Annotated in this window: 17 protein-coding genes; 9 read left to right on the top strand and 8 right to left on the bottom strand. The window is 64.8% G+C overall.

The window, feature by feature from the left end; genetic code table 11:
• Positions 1-104: 104 nt before the first annotated feature.
• Positions 105-2729, bottom strand: coding sequence for an ATP-dependent chaperone ClpB (clpB, locus tag ACPS74_RS05420; protein ID WP_029651561.1), 2625 nt, complete (start codon positions 2727-2729; stop codon positions 105-107).
• Positions 2730-2906: 177 nt separating this feature from the next.
• Positions 2907-3317: a hypothetical protein gene (locus ACPS74_RS05415; protein ID WP_193392194.1), complete on the bottom strand. Its 411-nt coding sequence runs from the start codon at positions 3315-3317 to the stop codon at positions 2907-2909.
• Positions 3318-3411: 94 nt separating this feature from the next.
• On the opposite strand from ACPS74_RS05415, the gene ACPS74_RS05410 reads away from it, so the two are divergent.
• On the top strand, positions 3412-4170 hold the full coding sequence (locus ACPS74_RS05410; RefSeq protein ID WP_029651559.1) for an MOSC domain-containing protein: 759 nt from the start codon (positions 3412-3414) through the stop codon (positions 4168-4170).
• 4 nt (positions 4171-4174) lie between these two features.
• On the opposite strand, the gene ACPS74_RS05405 is transcribed toward ACPS74_RS05410, so the two are convergent.
• The 3 genes from ACPS74_RS05405 to htpG form a co-directional block, all read right to left on the bottom strand.
• Complete coding sequence (locus tag ACPS74_RS05405) at positions 4175-5053, bottom strand: DUF4167 domain-containing protein (RefSeq protein ID WP_083481402.1); 879 nt, start codon at positions 5051-5053, stop codon at positions 4175-4177.
• A 519-nt stretch (positions 5054-5572) separates the two neighbouring features.
• Positions 5573-6472 (bottom strand): peptide chain release factor N(5)-glutamine methyltransferase, encoded by a 900-nt coding sequence (gene prmC / locus ACPS74_RS05400; RefSeq protein WP_029651556.1) that lies wholly within the window; start codon positions 6470-6472, stop codon positions 5573-5575.
• Between the two features lie 2 nt (positions 6473-6474).
• Positions 6475-8385 (bottom strand): molecular chaperone HtpG, encoded by a 1911-nt coding sequence (gene htpG / locus ACPS74_RS05395; protein WP_051381832.1) that lies wholly within the window; start codon positions 8383-8385, stop codon positions 6475-6477.
• A gap of 474 nt (positions 8386-8859) precedes the next feature.
• Here htpG and ACPS74_RS05390 point away from each other — a divergent pair, with 474 nt between their 5' ends.
• Entirely contained in the window at positions 8860-9270 is a 411-nt protein-coding gene (locus ACPS74_RS05390; protein WP_029651554.1) for a DUF2794 domain-containing protein, read from the top strand.
• Positions 9271-9291: 21 nt separating this feature from the next.
• Here ACPS74_RS05390 and ACPS74_RS05385 read toward each other — a convergent pair whose 3' ends face one another.
• Positions 9292-10536: an NAD(P)/FAD-dependent oxidoreductase gene (locus ACPS74_RS05385; protein WP_029651553.1), complete on the bottom strand. Its 1245-nt coding sequence runs from the start codon at positions 10534-10536 to the stop codon at positions 9292-9294.
• A 92-nt stretch (positions 10537-10628) separates the two neighbouring features.
• Between ACPS74_RS05385 and purB the strand changes: the two genes are divergently transcribed.
• Positions 10629-11972, top strand: coding sequence for an adenylosuccinate lyase (gene purB / locus ACPS74_RS05380; protein WP_029651552.1), 1344 nt, complete (start codon positions 10629-10631; stop codon positions 11970-11972).
• Here the strand turns inward: purB and ACPS74_RS05375 are convergent.
• A complete protein-coding gene (locus ACPS74_RS05375) occupies positions 11926-12399 on the bottom strand; it encodes a DUF2721 domain-containing protein (RefSeq protein WP_029651551.1) in 474 nt (157 codons plus the stop codon). The two genes, purB and ACPS74_RS05375, sit on opposite strands and share 47 nt — an antisense overlap.
• Before the next feature lie 73 nt (positions 12400-12472).
• Positions 12473-13627 (bottom strand): AAA family ATPase, encoded by a 1155-nt coding sequence (locus tag ACPS74_RS05370; RefSeq protein WP_029651550.1) that lies wholly within the window; start codon positions 13625-13627, stop codon positions 12473-12475.
• Between the two features lie 92 nt (positions 13628-13719).
• Here ACPS74_RS05370 and ccmI point away from each other — a divergent pair, with 92 nt between their 5' ends.
• The 6 genes from ccmI to ACPS74_RS05340 all read left to right on the top strand — a co-directional run bounded on the left by ccmI (position 13720) and on the right by ACPS74_RS05340 (position 19778).
• Positions 13720-14835 (top strand): c-type cytochrome biogenesis protein CcmI, encoded by a 1116-nt coding sequence (gene ccmI / locus ACPS74_RS05365; protein ID WP_029651549.1) that lies wholly within the window; start codon positions 13720-13722, stop codon positions 14833-14835.
• 57 nt (positions 14836-14892) lie between these two features.
• A complete protein-coding gene (ccmE, locus tag ACPS74_RS05360) occupies positions 14893-15330 on the top strand; it encodes a cytochrome c maturation protein CcmE (RefSeq protein ID WP_018408982.1) in 438 nt (145 codons plus the stop codon).
• A 220-nt stretch (positions 15331-15550) separates the two neighbouring features.
• A complete protein-coding gene (locus ACPS74_RS05355; protein ID WP_029651548.1) occupies positions 15551-17518 on the top strand; it encodes a heme lyase CcmF/NrfE family subunit in 1968 nt (655 codons plus the stop codon).
• A gap of 128 nt (positions 17519-17646) precedes the next feature.
• Positions 17647-18114: a cytochrome c-type biogenesis protein gene (locus ACPS74_RS05350; protein WP_029651547.1), complete on the top strand. Its 468-nt coding sequence runs from the start codon at positions 17647-17649 to the stop codon at positions 18112-18114.
• Positions 18115-18315: 201 nt separating this feature from the next.
• The gene (locus ACPS74_RS05345) at positions 18316-19407 is read left to right on the top strand and encodes a lipase family protein (protein WP_157055287.1); all 1092 of its coding nucleotides are present in this window, start codon (positions 18316-18318) and stop codon (positions 19405-19407) included.
• A gap of 119 nt (positions 19408-19526) precedes the next feature.
• A complete protein-coding gene (locus tag ACPS74_RS05340; RefSeq protein ID WP_018408977.1) occupies positions 19527-19778 on the top strand; it encodes a zinc-finger domain-containing protein in 252 nt (83 codons plus the stop codon).
• Positions 19779-19781: the final 3 nt, after the last annotated feature.

Raw genomic sequence — 19781 nt, 5'->3', positions numbered from 1 at the left:
AATCTGCTCCCTCTCCCATCCGAAGTCGGCTATTGCCGACTTCGGCGTCGATGCGCAAACCGGGAACACCCGGTTTGCGCAGCGGGGGAGGGTTGGGGAGGGGGTTACGCGTTCCCCACCGTTCTCAGCAGCGGCGGCGCGACATTTCGATGCGCCGACTTGCCGTCGATGATGAGGCCCGTCGCGTCCGCCGAAACTTCGACGCTCGCGCCGTCGACGATCTCGCCCGCGAGCAGCCGCTCGGCGAACGTGTCCTGCAACTCTTTCTGCATGACGCGCTTCAAGGGCCGCGCGCCATAGGTCGGATCGTAGCCCTTGGCGGCCAGCCAGTCGCGCGCCTTGGCGTCGAGGCGCAGCGTGATCTTGCGATCTTCGAGCAGCTTCTGCAGCCGCTTGACCTGGATGTCGACGATCGCGCCCATGTCCTCGCGCCGCAGGCGGTTGAACAGGATGATTTCGTCGACGCGGTTCAGGAACTCCGGCCTGAAATGCGCCCGCACGACCTGCATGACTTCGCTGTGCACGGCGGAGGAATCTTCGCCCTCTTTCTGCATGACGAGGAATTCCGAGCCGAGATTCGACGTCATGATGATCAGCGTGTTTTTGAAGTCGACCGTGCGGCCCTGGCCGTCGGTCAGGCGGCCGTCGTCGAGCACCTGCAGGAGCACGTTGAAGACGTCCGGATGCGCCTTCTCGATCTCGTCGAAGAGCACGACCTGATACGGCCTGCGGCGGACGGCTTCGGTCAACGCGCCGCCTTCCTCATAGCCGACATAGCCGGGCGGCGCGCCGATGAGCCGCGCGACCGAGTGCTTTTCCATATATTCCGACATGTCGAGCCGCACCATCGCCGTCTCGTCGTCGAACAGAAAGGCCGCGAGCGCCTTCGTCAGCTCGGTCTTGCCGACGCCCGTGGGGCCAAGGAAGATGAAGCTGCCGATCGGACGGTTCGGGTCCTGCAGTCCGGCGCGCGCGCGGCGCACCGCGGTCGACACGGCGACAACCGCGTCATGCTGGCCGACGACCCGCTTTGCGAGTTCGTCCTCCATGTGCAGCAGCTTCTCGCGTTCGCCTTCGAGCATTTTGTCGACAGGCACGCCGGTCCAGCGCGAGACGACCTGCGCCACGTCATTGGCGGTCACCTCCTCGTCGACGAGCGTGTCGGCTTCGCCTTCCGTCTCGCCCAGTTTCTTTTCGAGATCGGGAATGACGCCATAGGTGAGTTCGCCCGCACGCTGATATTCGCCGCGCCGCTGCGCCTGCGCGAGTTCGTTACGCGCCGCTTCAAGCTGCTCCTTGAGCTTCTGCGCCGCGCCGAGCTTGTCCTTCTCGGCGCGCCAGCGCGCGGTCAGTGCCCCTGATTTCTCTTCGAGGTCGGCAAGCTCGCCTTCGAGCTTCGCCAGGCGATCCTTTGACGCCGTGTCCGTTTCCTTCTTGAGCGCTTCCTGTTCGATCTTCAGCTGGATGATGCGCCGATCGAGTTCGTCGAGCTCCTCGGGCTTCGAATCGATCTGCATGCGCAGGCGCGACGACGCCTCGTCGATGAGGTCGATCGCCTTGTCCGGCAGGAAGCGGTCGGAGATGTAGCGGTTCGACAAAGTCGCCGCGGCGACGATCGCGCTATCGGTGATGCGCACGCCATGATGAAGTTCGTATTTCTCCTTCAGGCCGCGCAGGATCGAGATCGTATCCTCGACGGTCGGCTCGTCGACGAAGACCGGCTGGAAGCGCCGGGCGAGCGCCGCGTCCTTTTCGACATGTTTGCGGTATTCATTGAGGGTCGTCGCGCCGACGCAATGCAGTTCGCCGCGCGCCAGCGCGGGTTTCAGCAGATTGGAGGCGTCCATCGCCCCATCCGCCTTGCCGGCGCCGACGAGCGTGTGCATCTCGTCGATGAACAGGATGATATTGCCTTCGGCGGCGGTGACTTCGTTCAGCACCGCCTTCAGCCGCTCTTCGAATTCGCCGCGATATTTCGCGCCGGCGATCAACGCGCCCATGTCGAGCGCGAGGAGCTTCTTGTCCTCGAGCGACTCCGGCACGTCGCCGTTGACGATGCGCAGCGCCAGACCCTCGACGATCGCGGTCTTGCCGACGCCCGGTTCGCCGATGAGCACCGGATTGTTCTTAGTGCGGCGCGACAGCACCTGAATCGCGCGGCGGATCTCCTCGTCGCGGCCGATCACCGGATCGAGCTTGCCCTCGCGCGCCGCCTCGGTGAGGTCGCGGGCGTATTTCTTCAGCGCGTCATAGGCGTTTTCGGCGGAGGCTGAATCCGCCGTGCGGCCCTTGCGCAGATCCTCGATCGCGGCGTTGAGCGTCTGCGGCGTCACGCCGGCGGCGGCAAGAATTTTCGCGGCCTCGGAGTCCTTCTCCATCGCCAGCGCCAACAGCAGCCGCTCGACGGTGACGTAAGAATCGCCCGCCTTCTGGGCGATCTTCTCGGCGTTGTCGAAGAGGCGCGCGGTCGCCGGCGCGAGATAGAGCTGGCCGGCGCCGGCGCCCATCACTTTGGGCAATTTCGCGAGCGCGGCTTCGGTTTTCGCCAGCGCCTCGCGCGAGCGGCCCCCCGCGCGGTCGATCAGCCCGGCGGAAAGGCCCTGGTCGTCATCGAGCAGGACTTTCAATATGTGCTCGGGCGTAAACTGCTGGTGGCCTTCGCGCGTCGCCATCGACTGCGCCGACTGAACGAATCCGCGCGCGCGTTCGGTGTATTTCTCAAAATTCATTTTTAGCCCCTCTGACCATGAGGCGGCCCTTTGTTTTAAGCGGCGCGCCTCGCGTCCAATATTTCTCGTTCAAGGCCCCTTGCGGCTGCCCTCGTGGTCGATATGGGAAGGGCTGCACGGGGTTAAAGGGGGTGCGGCGCGAAAGCGCGGCCTCGACCGCAAGCGAAGATGTATCGATTAACCGCGCCTGCCCGTTCCGACGGCGCGCCATCCCCCATAGAGCGCGAGGGCAGCGAGCGACAGCATCAGCGCATAGACCAGTGCGGAGGCGATGAGACCGGCGATGGGACTGCCGTACATCGCAAAAATGTCAGGCGGCCGCTGCTCGGCGGCGGGGCTCAGATGCGCGAACCACAGGGCCACGGCGCCAAGAACGCCGATGACCGCCCAGAACCCCGCGCCGATCTTGCCGCGAAAATAGAAATACAGCGCGGCGCCCGTGAGCGCGTATTTCACCGAAAGAAAAGCGGCGACGATCACCCATGCCCCTGATTGCGAGAAATCGTCGCGCAGCAGATGGTCGAGATCATGCGCGGCGGAAAACGCCACTACGGCCAGAACGAGGACGGTGAGCGTCTTGTCCGACATGGATGGCCCTCCTGAAGAAACGGCGGCGCTGTTTTCGTAACGGCTGGGGAGGTGTAGGCAATTCGCCTCGACTTGTCACCGAACAGGGACGTCCATGCGACTCGCCTCTCTCTACCGCTATCCCGTCAAGGGCCTCTCGCCGGAGCCGCTGGACGGCGCCGATCTGAAGACTGGGGATTATTTTCCGGGAGATCGGCTGTTCGCTCTGGAAAACGGCCCTTCAGGCTTCGATCCAGCGGCGCCGGAGCATCAGCCCAAGATCAAATTTCTGATGCTGATGAGGAACGGCGCGCTCGCGGGTCTTGCGACGCGCTACGATGACGCGACAGGCGTATTGTCGATCGCCAGGGCAGGGCGCGTGGTCGCGCGAGGAGAGTTGCGGTCCGCCGAAGGGCGACAACTCATCGAGACCTTCCTGACCGGCTTTCTTGGGCCCGAAATCCGGGGCCCCGTGAGGCTTCTGGCCGCGCCCGACGGCTTTCGCTTCACGGATTCGAAGTCGGGATTTGTCTCACTCGTCAATTCGGCGAGCGTTGCGGCCATTGCGCAGGCGCAAGGCGCCGCGCTGGATCCGCTGCGGTTTCGCGCCAATCTCTATGTCGAAGACATGGGCGCGTGGGCCGAGGCGGCGCTCTTGGGGCGAACCCTGGCGATCGGCGGCGCACGGCTCGAGGTGCTCAAAATGACCGATCGCTGCGCGGCGACTGGCGTCGAGCCGGGCACGGGGCGACGCGACATGGATCTCGTTCAGACGCTGCGCCAGAACTTCGGCCACATTGATTGCGGCGTTTACGCGCGGGTGATCGAGGGCGGCCGGATCAAGGCCGGCGACGCGATCAGCATCCTCGCCTGAAGCCCTAGAACCGATCGGGCTCCAGCGGAAGTTCGCCCACCTGCGGCGATTCCTCGTCCCGTGCGCCGCCGGCGACGTCATCCATCGGCGGGCGCGGGCGCCGGCGCCGGCGTGAACTCAAATGATAATTGACTCCGCCCTCGTTTTCACGCGGCGCATTCTCGCGCTCGAGAACGGGTTCCGCGCCCGCGCCCTCGCTGGGAATAGCGGCGCGCGCCACTGGCGCGGTGATGAATGAGGGAAGCGCCGTCCCTGGTTCGCTCTCGGCCGCGCTGGCCTCGGCGCGCGGCTGGAAGCGGCGGTCGCGGCCGCGCTCATATCCTTGGTGACGAGGACGGTCGCCGCCTTCGGCGTTGCGATCTCGGTTAAACGGCGGTCGTTCGGGCCGCTGCTGCCGTTCCGGACGCTCCACGCGCTCGCCGGCGCGCATCTCGCCGATCGGGCGCTCTTCAAAAGGCTGGGGCTGCGGCTGCGGCTGCGAGAAATGCGGCTGCGGCTGTGGTTGCGGCGCGAAGGGCGGCGGCGGCGGCTGGAAGGCCGGCGGCGGCAGCCGTTCGGCAAGCGGCGCGAAACGGTCCGGAAGCGGCGCGAAATCGTCGTCGTCCTCGGAGGTGTCGACTTCCGCTTCCAGCTGCGGGCGCCCATAGCCGTTGACTTGCTGTTGCTGCTGCGCGGCGGCGATCAGCCGGAAATAGTGCTCCGCATGCTGCAGCAGGCTCTCCGCCATGATCGTGTCGCCGGAGGACTGCGCGTCGCGCGCGAGCTGAAGATATTTTTCGGCGACATGCTGAGCCGTGCCGCGGATCTTCACGTCGGGGCCATTCGACTCATAGGACCGTGTTAGCGGATTTGGCCCTTTGCGGTTGTTGGGCCGTCCGCGCATTCTCTTGTTTTGCCCTGGTCTCATCAAACTCCCCGAAATCTTGCTGCGCTCGGCCCCGCCTGCGCGGCGTTCCCAATAACGTCGCCGCTAAATTCCTTCGCCCGGCGCATGCGCGAACGGACAGGCGACAGCAATCCGTTTTCGGACCTCAAGCTTCGATAACGCTGTGCGCGAGTCGATTTTCCTCAAGTCGGCGCCAATCGGCGGCCCCACGTAGCTTTGCGCTAATTCCCCTCAGCGCAACGGCTTGACGTCCAACGCGATTGCATGCCTGCCTGCCGGATCGCAACGCCCCCGACAATCGAAGTGGTCTTCACTCCGGCGCTTTCATGTCGATTTCGACGTTGCTCCTGGCCGGTCGTTTCGGGCTTCCGTTCGCGAAGCGGAGCCAAAGCGTTCGAGTTCTTCTCGAAGTCGGCGATCGGCTGGACCTGGGGATGACTATAGTGGAGGGGGTGGCCGGCAACAAGGCCGAGCGCGGCGAGACGGGCCAAAAAAGCGGGTACTGTCGCCAATATGTCACGGCCTTGGCGGGCCAAGCCGCGCCGCCACGACCCTCTCGTGGCCCCCAACATCGCGCGCCACACGCTCGATGTTGAAGCCGTGGGCCTCCAACAGCGCCGCGACGCCGCCAGCTTGATCGAAGCCGACCTCGAACACGACGACCGTGTCCTCGTCAATAAGCCGCGGCAAGTCGCCGATGATCTCTCGATATCGCTCGAGCCCGTCGGCGCCGCCGTCGAGCGCCAGCGCCGGATCATGGAGCCGCACCTCGGGATCGAGCCCCGCGATGTCCTCGGTGCGCACATAGGGAGGATTGGACACGATAAGGTCGAAACGCGCCTGGAGCGCCTCCGCCCAGCGGCCGCGCACAACCGCCGCGCGGTCTGACAGGCCGCAACGGGCGAGATTTGCGGCGGTCGCCGCGCAGGCGTCCTGCGAGAGATCGACGGCGACGGCGCGCGCCGCCGGAAGCTCGCTGAGAAGCGCGCAGGCGATGGCGCCCGAGCCGGCGCCGAGATCGAGAATCGAGAGCGGCGCGTCGCGCCTGTCCGCAACGAAGCGCAGCGCGGTTTCGACCAGCGTTTCCGTGTCGGGCCGCGGATCGAGCACTGACGGCGCGACGGCGAGGTCGAGCGTCCAGAATCCGCGCTCTCCAAGAATGCGTGACACCGGCTCACGGGCGGCGCGTCGCGCCGCATAGCGGGACAGGGCGCGCGCCTCCTCGTCCGAAAGCGGCGCGCGCGGCGTCATGGCGAGTTCGAGCCGCGTCAGCCCGGTGGCGGCGCGCAGCAGAGCGCGTGCGTCCTCCTGCGCGTCCTCAACTCCCCGGGCGCCGAGATAGTCCGCAACTGTCGCGATCGCCTGGGCGCGCGTCAGCGGATCGCTCGTTGCGGCTTTCGTCGCGCCCAGATTCATCTCTACCCCCGGCTGGCGAGAAGCGCCGTCAGCCTTTTTGCGAAAGCCGCTGCGTCGATGGGATGCTCGCCGTCGGCGACGCGGGCGAGATCGAGCAGGAGGAACTGGTCGTCACGCGCCGCTTCACGCCCCTTGGCGCGCAAGGCCGTCGCCAGCGCGACGATCGCTTCATGCCTCGGGTTGATCTCCAAAACCGGCTTTCCGAAGGCCGCCTGTTGTCCATGTTCGGCCAAAAGGCGGGACAATTGGCGATCGAGCCCGCTGTCCGGCGCGACAAGGCAGACGGCGCTGTCGGTCAGTCGCGTCGAGGCGCGCACGTCGTCGACATGATCCGCGAGCGTCTCCTTGAGGGCCGCCAGCAGGTCGGCCACGTCCGCCGGCGGCGTCGCCTCCGTCTTGGCTTCGTCGACGAGCGCGATTGAATCGATGTCGGCCTGACCCTGCGTGACGGATTTGAACGGCTTGCCCTCGTAGCCGAGCGCGCTCGTCACCCAGAAGGCGTCGACGGCGTCGTCGAGAAGCAGCACCTCGACGCCTCTCGCGCGGAATCCTTCAAGCTGCGGGCTGGCGCGCAGCCGCTTCATGTCGTCGCCGACAAGATAATAGATCGCCGTCTGATTTTCCCTCAGATCGGCGACGTAATCCTTGAGCGAGCGGGTCTGTTCCTCGGATTTCGTCGAGGCGAAACGCGCGATTTCGAACAGATCGTCGCGGCGGCCTGGGTCTTCATGCAGCCCTTCCTTGAGCACGGAGCCGAAGTTCTTCCACACTTCCGCGAATTTTTCGGGCTCGGCGTCGGCGAGCTTCTTGAGTTCCTGTAAAATGCGCGTCGCGATGGCCTTGCCGATCGCGCCGGCGACCGGGCTTTTCTGCACCATCTCGCGCGAAACATTGAGCGGAATGTCGGCGCTGTCGACGACGATGCGCATGAACCGCAGCCACGCTGGCAGCAGCTCCATGTCGCGCGAGATCAGCACGCGGCGCACATAAAGCTTGGATTTGCTCTTTCGCGCCGGATCGAAGAGATCGAACGGCCGCGCCCCGGGGACAAAGGCGAGCACCGTATATTCCGTGCGCCCTTCGGCGCGCCAATGGGCGATCAGCGCGGGCTCATCCAGCTGCCCGGACAATTGCCGGTAAAAGTCGACATATTGCTCATGTGTGATGTCCGACTTAGGCTTCGTCCACAGGGCGACGCCTTCGGCGATCCGCCGGGGCTCTTCGCCCGGCGCCGCGATGAGATCAATCGGCGCGGCGATCGCGCCCGAGTGCTCGCGCACGACGCTTTCAACTCGCCAGCCGTCGAGAAATTCATCGCTGTCGGCGTTGAGATGCAGCGTGACGCGGGCGCCGACGGCGGGAGCCTCTTCCAGCGGCAGAGCCGCGATCTGATATGAGCCCTTGCCGTCTGAACTCCACAGCCATGCCTGATCCTGGCCGGCGCGCCGCGTCGCGACCTCGACGTGGTCGGCGACCATGAAGGCGGAGTAGAAGCCGACGCCGAACTGGCCGATGAAGCCCGCGTCCTTTTCCTTCCCGAGTTTGTCGAGAAAGGCGCGCGTGCCGGAATTTGCGATGGTGCCAAGGGCGCTGATCAGCTCCTCGCGCGACATGCCGACCCCATTGTCGGCGACGGTCAGCGTGCGCTTGTCCTTGTCGAGTGAGATCGTGACGAGCGGCGCGGCGGCTTGCGCGGCGAGTTTTTCGTCGGAAAGCGCCTCGTAACGCAGCTTTTCGCAGGCGTCGGCGGCGTTCGAGACGAGTTCGCGCAGAAAGACGTCGCGCTCCGAATAGACGGAGTGCGTCATCAGCTCGAGCAGCCGCGCGACGTCGGCCTCAAAACCGAAATCGGCGGCGGTTTGCGGATCGGCGGCGGGAGCCGCGGCGTCGACGGATGCGGCGTCGTCGGTCATGTTCTCTCCGATGAAAAGAAAAAGAGAATGCACGTCGCGGTCGAGGCGACGGCGGCTCTTGAGTTCGTCATTGTTGCGGAATTTGCAAGAGCCTCGGCGGCGGGGCGCCGCCGCGGGGTCGCTCAAGGCGGGTAGGCCGACCGCTAAAGCTAGACGAGCCGGCGCGGGAGCGAAACTCCCGGCCGGCTCGACCATCGCCACGACCTCTAAATCTCTGAACCGCACGCTTCGGGGGGCTGGGGGGCTGACGAAACCGAAAACGCGTGGCCCCGAGCTGTCGAGGCAATGAACTTCATTTTGGGCGGCGCGTTTGGCTGGCAAGGGGCGCCAAGTCGGCGAAAGTATGATTCTTCCCAGCCAAATCTTATCAGAGCGCAGGGACGCGAAGATTCTCGTCGTAAACCAGTCATTAAGTCTTGCCGGGCGCATCCTTGCGGGCCAACATGGTTAAGAGAGATCGAGGAGAGCGGACGCATGGCGGAGTCGGAGACGACGGAGCCCAGCCGGGTTCGCCCCGCGCTCGTCGTCGTGAACGGCGCTTCGCCGGACGCGGCGTCGGGAGTTCGGGGAGACAAGCGCGGCGTGGCGGTCTCATTCAGCCGCCCGGAACTCAACGTCATCTTCAATCTTTATGGCGCGAAAGTCGCACAGGGGGAATGGCGCGACTACGCCATCGACTTCACCCCGGCGAAGGCCGTGTTCTCGATTTTCCGGCGCGCGAGCGAAGCGCCGCTGTATCGAATCGAGAAGGACCCGGCGCTGGCGCGTCGGCAAGGCGCCTATTCCGTGATCGCGGCGACGGGGCTCGTGCTTCGTCGCGGACATGATCTTGCGCGCGTCGTGCGCGTCTTGGACCGCGCGCTCAAACTCGTCGGCGCCGAATAGAACAAAGACATCGTCGCAAGATCAGAATCGATCGGCCCGATAGGGCGCGGGATCGATGAAGGGCTGTTCGCCCGTCATCATATCGGCGAGGAGCCGGCCGGAAACCGGCCCAAGCGTCAGCCCATGATGCGCATGGCCGAAATCGAACCATAGGCCGCGATGACGCGGCGCCGGACCAATGATCGGCAGCATGTCCGGCAGGCAGGGCCGCGCGCCGCGCCAGGGTTCAGGGTCCAGCCGTTCGGCGAGCGGAAACAATCGGCGCGCCGTCGGTTCGCAAACCTCGATCTGAACCGGGGTCGGCGGCGCGTCGCGGCGGGCGAATTCGGCGCCGCTCGTCAGCCTGACGCCGCGGCGCATCGGCGCCAAAAGATAACCGACGTCGGCGTCGAGGATGGGATGATTGAGTTTTGCGCCGTCCTTTGCGGCGTAATGCATATGGTAGCCGCGCTTCCAGCCGAGCGGAATGCGATAGCCGAGCGGCCCGTAGATGGCGTCGGACCAGGGGCCGAGCGCCACAACCGCGGCGCCGGCGACGAGCGGCCCGTTCGCCGTCTCGACGCGCCAACGCCCGTCCGGCTCTTGCGAAAGGCTGCGCGCGTCTCCTGAGAGCAGATGGCCGCCACGCGAGACGAAGAGATCGGCATAGGCTTTCGACAGAGCCGCGGGATCGATAATCGCGGCGGTGTCACGGTAATGGATACCGCCCATGATCGGCGCGAGATCGGGCTCCAGCGCCGCGACCCCGGCCGAGTCGAGCGTATCGATATGCAGATCATAGGCGCGCAGCCGCTCGGCGTCGGCAAGGCCGGCCGCGAGAGTCCGCTCGCTGCGATGCAGCTTGATCCACCCGGTCCGGCGCAACAGCTCGCCGGCGCCCGCCTGCTGGATCAGCGCCTCATGCTCGCTCAGGCTGTGTTCGATCAGCGGGCGTCGCGCCTCGATATTTCGCTGCACCCTCTCTGGCGCGCTCTCGCGCCAATAGCGCAAGAGCCAAGGCCCCACCGCCGGCATTGCCGAGACGTGATAGCGCGCCTCCGGCAGAAGGTTCAGCGCATATTTGACAAGTTTCGCCGGATCGCGCGGGAACAGATAGGGGATGAGGGAAGAACGTTCGATCAGGCCGGCGTTGCCAAAGCTCGTCTCCTGTCCCACGGCGCCGACGCGATCGATGAGCGCGACGTCGCGGCCGCGCGCCTGCAGATGCAGCGCGGCGCTGACGCCGACAATTCCGGCGCCAAGAACGACGACATCCGTCGACTGCATGAATCCTCCAAGCTGGTCGCCCCATATATGGACTTTGATGCAACGTGCATGCTAGCGCCTCTCTTCTTCCACAAATTATCAGGGCGCGCCGGATGATCCCCCGCTATTCCAGACCCGAGATGACCGTGATTTGGGAGCCGCAGACGCGGTTTCGCATCTGGTTCGAGATCGAGGCCTATGCCTGCGACGCGCTCGCCGAGATCGGCGTCATCCCGCGGGAGAGCGCCAAGGCGATCTGGGACAAAGCGGATTTCGTCACCTTCGACGTCGCGCGGATCGACGAGATCGAACGGGTGACGAAGCATGACGTGATCGCCTTTTTGACCCATCTCGGCGAATTCATCGGCGCCGAGTCGCGCTTCGTGCATCAGGGCATGACGTCTTCCGACGTGCTCGACACCTGTCTTGCCGTGCAATTGTCGCGCGCCGCGGATCTGCTGATCGCCGACGTCGACGCGCTGCTCTCCGCGCTCAAGACGCGCGCTTTTGAGCACAAATACACGCCGACGATCGGCCGCTCGCACGGCATTCACGCCGAGCCGACGACGTTCGGGCTGAAACTGGCGCAGGCTTATGCAGAGTTCACGCGGGCGCGCGCGCGGCTCGTCGAGGCGCGAAGGGAAATTTCGACCTGCGCGATTTCGGGCGCCGTCGGCACTTTCGCCAATATTGATCCGCGCGTCGAAGACTATGTGGCGCATAAGATGGGTTTGACCGTCGAGCCGATTTCGACGCAGGTCATTCCGCGCGATCGCCATGCGGCGTTTTTTGCGACGCTCGCCGTCGTTGCGTCTTCCGTCGAACGGCTCTCCATCGAAATCCGTCATCTTCAGCGCACGGAGGTTCTCGAGGCGGAAGAGTATTTTTCCGCGGGGCAGAAGGGCTCGTCCGCCATGCCGCATAAGCGCAATCCGGTGCTGACCGAGAATTTGACCGGACTTGCGCGGCTCGTGCGCGGCATGGCGATCCCCGCGATGGAGAACGTCGCGCTCTGGCACGAGCGCGATATTTCGCATTCGTCCGTCGAGCGCATGATCGGGCCCGATGCGACGGTCACTCTCGACTTCGCGCTGGCGCGCCTGACGAACGTCATCGACAATCTCGTCGTCTATCCCGAAAATATGCGCAAGAATTTGGAGAAGCTCGGCGGGCTCATTCATTCACAGCGCGTGCTTCTCGCGCTGACGCAAAAAGGCGTCTCGCGCGAAGACGCCTATGCGATGGTGCAGCGTAACGCCATGCCGGTTTGGCATAGGGCGTTCGAGGGACGCCCGTCGCAAGAAAATAATTTGGAAGGGGATTTCCGCACGCTGCTCGGGAACGACAAGGATGTGAGCGCGAAGCTGTCGCCGGCGGAATTGGACGCGCTGTTCGACCTCTCGTACCACTTCAAGCATGTGGATAAGATTTTTGCGCGCGTCTTTGGAGAGGCTTAGCGCCGCTAATCTCAATATATCCGAGCTGCAATTCTCTCGCGAAGGCGACCAGCGCGGCGGTGAAGAGGGCCATCGCCAGGGCGAACAGCAGCCCTGCGCCATACTCGTGGCGCACATGAAGGTAAGCCGCCCCGAAGCTGACGATGACGAGAATGCTCGTCACGATGCAGCTCGCCACGCCCCAGTAGATCGCGTAATGCATCAGCAAGCCGCGCTTTCTGAGGATCGGCAGTTCGGCTTTCAGATCGACTTGCGCCGCGCTGTCGCCGTCCGTCTGGACGATGGTTCTCGCGCGATCGATGATGCGGTCCAATCGTGAGACGAGGACGGCCAAGAGCTGCGCCTCGGCTGCGAGCAAAAAGGCTGGACCGGTGACCTGTGAGATCACAGTGGAAAGCTGTTCGATCGAGGGCGTGTTGATGAGCATGAGGGTCTCGGAGCATGAGGGTTCGCACGAGGATCCGGCGCAATTCCGATTAGGCGCGCCCGCCAGTCAAGCGTTACCGTGACGGCCAGCGCCATTTTGGCGACTCATGTTCGGGCGCGAGCGTCTCGCCCAGACGCTTCTCTAGCGCGATTTCGACGCAACCATCGTCCTTTCTCAGTTCCGAGACCAGTTGGGCCGAGTGCGACACGACGAACAGCTGCGTCTCGTTGGAAACCTTGCGCATCAGCCGCGCCAGCGCGCCGATGAGATTGGGATGGAGGCTCGCTTCAGGTTCGTTGAACACCATCAGCGGCGGCGGGCGCGGCGTCAGCAGCGCCGCGACGAGCAGCAGATAGCGCAGCGTGCCTTCCGAGAGTTCCGCGGCGCGTAGCGGCCGAAGCAAACCGTGCTGGCGCATCAGCGTCTCCACGTAACCGTCCGATGTCGAAATATCGATCGTGCTGGATGGAAAGGCGTCATCGATCGTCTCTCCCAGGCCGTCCGCGTCGCCAACTTCCAAAATGGTTGCGAGCGCCGCCGCGACGTCTGCGCCGTCATTCGAGAGCGCGGGGGTGAAGGTGCCGATCTGCGGGCGTCGCGCCGGCGCCTCGCGGTCGGCGCGCAAATTGTCATAGAAGCGCCAGCGCCGCACCGTCTCCCGCAAGATTGAGAGGTCATAGGCTTCGCGCAGGTCGGCGCAGTGCGTCATCATGCTGTCGACGCCGGCGAGTGAAGCCGCGGCCTGCCGCCATTCGCCATTTTCCCCGCGAATGCGTGCGCTCGGTCCCCGGCGCTCGGCGAAAAGATTAGCATGGCCGAGATGTTCTCCGGTCCATTGCGCCTCGAGCTTGATCTGCGGATCGAGCGGGAATGCCTCCGTCGCATTGGAAGTTGGACCGAGGTCGATCGCATAACCATAGGTCTTAGAAGCGAAGCCGAGCTTCAGCGCCTTTCGCGACTGGCGCGCCAACGGCTCTATCGGAATTTCGCCCGCTTTCATGGCCCGGGAGAATTTCTCTGGCCCGGCCCATAGCGTCGAATTCAGTCCGCCCTCCCGGGCAAGGGACTGGACGATGCGCCCCTGCGCAACATCGGCGAGAAGATGCAGCGCGCGATAAAGGCTGGATTTGCCGGCGCCGTTGGCGCCAGTCACGATGGTGAGACGCCCCGGCGCAAGGACCAGGTCGCGGATGGATCGATAGCCAGAAATTGCAAGCCGCGTGATCACGGAGCCTCCCTTGGCGCGAATATCCGATGGACGGGCGTGCAGGGGCAATGGCCGCCCTTCCAATAAGCCGCGCAAAGCCTTAAAGAGCGGGCATGATCTGGCTTATCTTCGCCTTGCTGACCGGCGCCGCGGTGATGGCGGTGCTGGCGCCGCTCGCCATGCGGAATGGGGCGCGGAATGAAAGCGCCGCCGACGTCGCCTTTTTCGAGGAGCAGATCGCCGAAATCGAGCGCGAACGCGCCGAAGGGCGTCTCGACGCGCCGGACGCTGACGCCGCGAAGACCGAGGCGGCGCGCCGACTGTTGCGCGCCGAAGCCGCGCCAAAGGCGAGGGTCGTCTCCTCGCGCAAACTCGCGCTCGCCGCGGCGCTCGCGGCCATCGTGGTCATCCCCGCCGTCGCGCTGACGCTTTATGCGCGGCTCGGCCATTCTGACATGCCGGATATGCCGCTGACGGCGCGGCTCGACTCCGCGCCAGACCGCAATGACCTCTCCGGCGCCGTCGCGCGCATCGAACAGCATTTGCGCGAGCATCCCGAAGACGGCCGCGGCTTCGAAGTCATCGCGCCATATCTGTTGCGCACGGGGCGCGGCGAAGACGCCGTCCACGCCTATTCCGAAGCGCTGCGACTTTTGGGCGCAACCGCGGCGCGACATGCGGCGCTTGGAGAAGCGCGCGTCGTCGTCGCTCAAGGCGTGGTGACGCCCCAAGCCAAAAACGATTTCGAGGCGGCGCTCGCGCTCGACGCGGCGGCGCCCGAGGCGCAGTATTACCTCGGCGTGGCGGCCGCGCAGGCCGGCGAGAAGGACAAGGCCATCGCTATTTTTGCCAAGATGGCTGCTGACGCGCCGGCCGACGCCGCTTATCTGAAGGCGGTCAACGCCCAGCTCGCCATTCTGCGCGGCGAAGCAAGCGCGCCGGTCGTTGCGCGCGGGCCGTCGAGCGAACAAGGCAAAGCGATTGCGGCGATGCCGGCCGATCAGCGCCAGGAGATGATCCGCGGCATGGTGGATCGTCTTGCCTCGCGGCTCGAATCCAAGGGCGACGACGTCGAAGGATGGCTGAAGCTCATTCGCGCCTATAGCGTTCTCGCCGAGACGGAAAAGGCCAAGAAGGCCGTGACCGAGGCGCGCAAGGCGCTCGCCAGCAAGCAAGATGATGTCGCCCGCATCGAGGCGCTGGCGAAGGAGCTGAATATCGGAGGCTAGACGTTTCGCCTCTTAGCGAGAGCGGCCATAGGTGGCCGCATGGGAGAATTTTAAATAATGACGCGTAAGGGAAAGCGGCTGACGTTGATTGCCGGCGCAATGGCCGTTCTCGGCGTCGCCGCCGGGCTTATGCTGTTCGCGCTGCGCGACAATATCGTGTTCTTCTACACGCCCTCGGAGCTTGCGAAGAAGCAAACGGCCTCCGGCGCGCGGCTGCGCATCGGCGGTCTCGTGAAGGAAGGCACGGTGGTCAAGAATGGCCAAGATGTGCGCTTCACCGTCACCGACAAGACGAGCGATCTCACGGTGTCCTACACGGGCCTGCTGCCGGATCTCTTCCGCGAAGGGCAGGGCGTCGTCGTCGATGGCGTGCTGCAGCCCTCCGGCGGCTTTCGCGCCGACAGCGTGCTGGCCAAGCACGACGAACGCTACATGCCGCGCGACGTCGCCGACGCTTTAAAGAAGCAGGGCGTCTGGCAGGGAGAGACGAAGTGAGGTGCGGCTGCCGTGTTCATACCTCCCCCTTGCGGGGAGGTCGGTCGCCATCGCAGGCAAGTTTACGCAGCCTGCGTAAACTTGCCTGCGAAGCGATCGGGTGGGGGGCGATCTCACAGTCCCACTACGAGATCACCCCACCCCGAACCGCGTCGCGGTTCGACCCTCCCCGTCAAGGGGAGGGATATGCGCCCTTTCTTGCGATCCTCGGAAGGTCTGCATGATCGTTGAAACCGGACATTACGCGCTTGTTCTGGCGCTCGCCCTTGCGTTGGCGCAATTCGCCATCCCCTTCATCGGCGCGCGCTTGAATGACGCCGCGCTGATGCGCGTCGCGCGTCCCGCGGCGATCACGCAATTCCTGTTCGTCGCGCTGTCATACGGCGCGCTGACCTACGCCCATGTCGTTTCCGACTTCTCGCTCGTCAACGTCATCGAGAATTCCCATTCGCTGAAGCCCTTCATCTATAAAATCTCCGGCGTCTGGGGGAACCACGAAGGCTCGATGCTCTTGTGGGTGCTCGTTCTCTCGCTGTGCGGCGCGCTGATCGCAGTTTTCTCGGCGTCGATGCCCGACCGGCTGCGCGCCGACGCGCTCGCCGTGCAGGGGCTGCTCGGCGCGGCGTTTCTTCTTTTCATTCTGCTCACCTCAAATCCGTTCGCCCGCGTCGCGCCGGCGCCGTGGGAAGGGCGCGATCTCAACCCGATCCTGCAGGACCCGGGCCTCGCGATCCATCCGCCGCTGCTCTATCTCGGCTATGTCGGCTTTTCGATCGTGTTCTCTTTCGCCGCCGCCGCGCTCATTGGCGGACGCATCGACGCCGGCTGGGCGCGCGTCATCCGCCCCTGGACTCTCTTCGCCTGGATCGCGCTGACGCTCGGCATCGCGATGGGGTCGTACTGGGCCTATTACACGCTCGGCTGGGGCGGCTTCTGGTTCTGGGACCCGGTCGAGAACGCCTCGCTGATGCCCTGGATCGCCGGCACGGCGCTCGTGCACAGCGCCGCTGTTATGGAAAAGCGCGAGGCGCTCAAGGTCTGGACGATCTTTCTCGCGATCCTCGCCTTCTCGCTGTCGCTGCTTGGCACCTTCCTGGTGCGCTCCGGCGTGCTGACGTCAGTGCATGCCTTCGCGAGCGATCCTGACCGCGGCGTGTTCATTCTGGCCATTCTCGTCTTCTTCATCGGCGGCGCGCTGGCGCTCTTCGCGTTGCGGGCCGGCGCGCTGCCCGTCGGCGGACTGTTTTCGCCGATCTCGCGGGAAGGCGCGCTCGTCCTCAACAATCTGCTGCTTTCGGCGTGCTGCGCCACCGTCGTCGTCGGGACGCTTTATCCGTTGGCGCTGGAAGCGATCACCGGCGAGAAGATTTCCGTCGGCGCGCCGTTCTTCAACACCGTGCTGATCCCCATCGCGCTGCCGCTCGCCTTGTTGATGCCGATCGGCCAGATGCTCTCCTGGAAGCGCGGCGATCTGGCCGCCGCTTTGCAGCGGCTGCGCATCGCCTTCATCGTCGGCGTCGTTGCGACCGCGGCTTTCGGCGCCTGGTACGGAACGCCCTTCCTCTCCGTCGCTGCCGCCGGCATCGCGATCTATCTCGTCGTCGGCGCTTTGAGCGATCTCGCGCTGCGCGTGCGGGGCAGCTCGGGGCGCGCGAGCCTGAAGCGGTTCGCCGGGTTGCCGCTCTCCGTCTTCGGCACGTCGATCGCTCACGCCGGCATGGGGCTGACCCTTCTCGGTCTTGCCGCGACCGGCTGGGGCGTCGAAACCATCGTGGCGATGAAGCCTTCGAGCTTCTATGACGTCGGTCCCTATCAGATCGGCATCGACTCCGTTTCCCCGCGCCAGGGGCCGAATTATTCGGAAGTCTACGCCGTCATGGCGGTGCGCAAGGACGGCGCGACGCTCGCGACGATCGAACCGGCCAAGCGTTTCTATCAGGCGCGGCGCATGGCGCGCTCGGAGGCCGGAATCGTCACGCTCGGCCTGGGGCAGGTTTATGCGGCGATCGGCGAGTCGCATGAGGATGGAACGATCGACGCGCGGCTGTACTGGAAGCCGCTGGTGACGCTGATCTGGATCGGCGCGCTGATTATGGCGTTCGGCGGCGCGTTGTCGCTCGCCGACCGGCGTCTGCGCATCGGCGTCGCCCGCCGCGCCGCCGCGCCAGCCCTGGAGCCGGCCGAATGAGCGTCGAGACCCCCTCCCTGTCCCTCCCCCGCTGTCGCGGGAGAGGGGACCCTAACGATCGGCATTTGCGGGATGGCGAGAACTCGCCGGATCTTGCTCCCTCTCCAGCGAAGCGGGGGAGGGTTGGGGTGGGGGTCTTCATCGCGCTTCTTCTCCTTCCCCTGACCGCTCACGCGGTCACGCCCGGCGAAAGGCTTGCCGATCCGGCGCTCGAAGCGCGGGCGCGGGCGATCACCACCGAGCTGCGCTGCCTCGTCTGCCAGAACCAGTCGATCGATGATTCCGACGCCTCGCTCGCCAAGGATTTGCGCGTTCTGGTGCGCGAGAAGCTGAAGGAGGGGATGAGCGACGCGCAGGTGCGCGAATTCGTTCACTCCCGCTATGGCGATTTCGTGCTGCTGCGCCCGCCGGTAAAGCCCGGCACGTTGCTGCTCTGGGCCGCGCCGCTGATCGCGCTGCTCGCGGGCGCCGCCGCAATCTGGATGGCGGCGCGGCGACGGCGCGGCGTCGTGACGGCGCGGCCGGCGGAACTGACGGCCGAGGAGCAGGCGAGGCTCGAAGCGCTCGGCGTCGGGCGGCGGTCGGACGAGAGCTGACGAGCGTCTCGTTCGGGGTCCAAGTCGCCTGCATAGGTTAATCCGTGCGGTCTTCTATCCCGCCCGCTCGTGTTGTGTTATCTTATCAAACTAATTGAAGAATTTGTCCTTGTTAAGGCGTAGCTCAAGCAATGAATCTGCGCCCACCGGCTAGCGGCCGCAAGTAGAAAGCTTTTTTACAAGTCATTTGGGGAGAAGCATTTGTCCCAGAGATTGAACGAAGCCTTGTTGCAGCCTGCTACGGGTCCGACTGATATTTTTGGCGTCGCCTATCTGCAGCTGTGCCAAATTTCCTATGCCTTGCCGTCGGCCATTCCCGGACTCGTCAACACCAAAATGCCGCCTCTTAGCGCCGGCGGCCGATGGGCTTGCGTCTGGGGACCGGTCGAAAGCGACGATCTTGCTAATCTCGTCTTCGTGGCCGCCTATTATGACGGCCCCAATCTTCCGCCGACTTTCGCCGCCGTCGTCACGCGTGGCGCCGACGCGGACGTCGATGACGTCTGGGGCGTCCTGCAGCAGGCTTTTGAGGATTTTTACGTTATTTTCCAGAGATCGCCGCCATGGTTGCCCTTTGGAAGCCCGGCGCTTGTGGCTGACGGAACGCTTTTCGCGTTGGAGAACATCCAGGGCTTTTCATCCGGCGGCGTCTCGCTTCTAGATTTCGTCGCGAGCTTCCTCCAGGTGCCGGAAAACCAAAACCCGCTTCTCGTGTGCACAGGCCACAGCCTCGGCGGATGCGTGACCTCGGTGCTGGCGCCCTGGCTACAGTCCTCGCTTGCCCTCGTCGGCGTTTCGAACCCTATCGTGCCGGCGACATTCGCGGCTCCGACGGCCGGCAACGCCGCCTTCGCGGACTATTACACGTCCACATTCAGCTATTGCCCGCGCTACTACAACACGCTGGATATCGCTCCCCTGGCCTGGGGAAATCTCGACGCGATCTCCACGCTCTATGATGGCTGCAACCTCCCGATTCCGGACGCCGCCTGTCTGCTCCTCGTCGCCTGGGCGAACGCCATGTGGGTGGAGGGGGCGAGCTATTCCCAGCAACAATCCAACGATGCGCCGCTGCCAGGAACCTGCTTCGAACTCTATCCGGCCGACTGGCACACGCAGGCCTTCATGCAGCACCATACCGGCACGTATATGCGCCTTCTCGGCGGCGCCTCGATCGACATCGGACCAAGCATGTTGGCTCGGGGGCGCCGGCAGCGGCGGATCTCGCGCTACCGGCTGCAGTCGCAAATCAGAAGTTCCGAAAATTTGCTGCTGAAGCTGACCAAGCGCTGAGGCTTCGCAAGCGGGGGCGCCGGCGCGCGCCCTTGGCCCTATCCAATTCCCTCTCGCTCCCATATAGGAGGCCGGAGCAATCCCGAGCCGCCACCGCGGCGTCACCTGAAGAGCGGATCATGGCCCAGCATTACACGCCCCATTTCCACAATCAGCCCGGCGTCGCGCAGATCAGGATTGGCGCGAAGGAATTCATGTGCATCGGGGCCCTCCCACCGTTCGACCATCCGCATGTCTATCTCGACATGGGCGCGTCGAACGAGGCCGTCTGCCCCTATTGCTCGACGCATTACGTCTACGACGCGACGCTGCGCGGCGGCGCCGACCCGGCCGAATGCGTCTATCGCATCTCTGAAGACACCGCCGCCTGATAG

It is taken from the genome of Methylocystis sp. SB2 (assembly GCF_049817085.1).
GTDB lineage: Bacteria > Pseudomonadota > Alphaproteobacteria > Rhizobiales > Beijerinckiaceae > Methylocystis > Methylocystis rosea.
The sequence above is the reverse complement of the archived record's forward strand: the minus strand, read 5'-3'. Positions and strand labels throughout refer to the sequence as shown.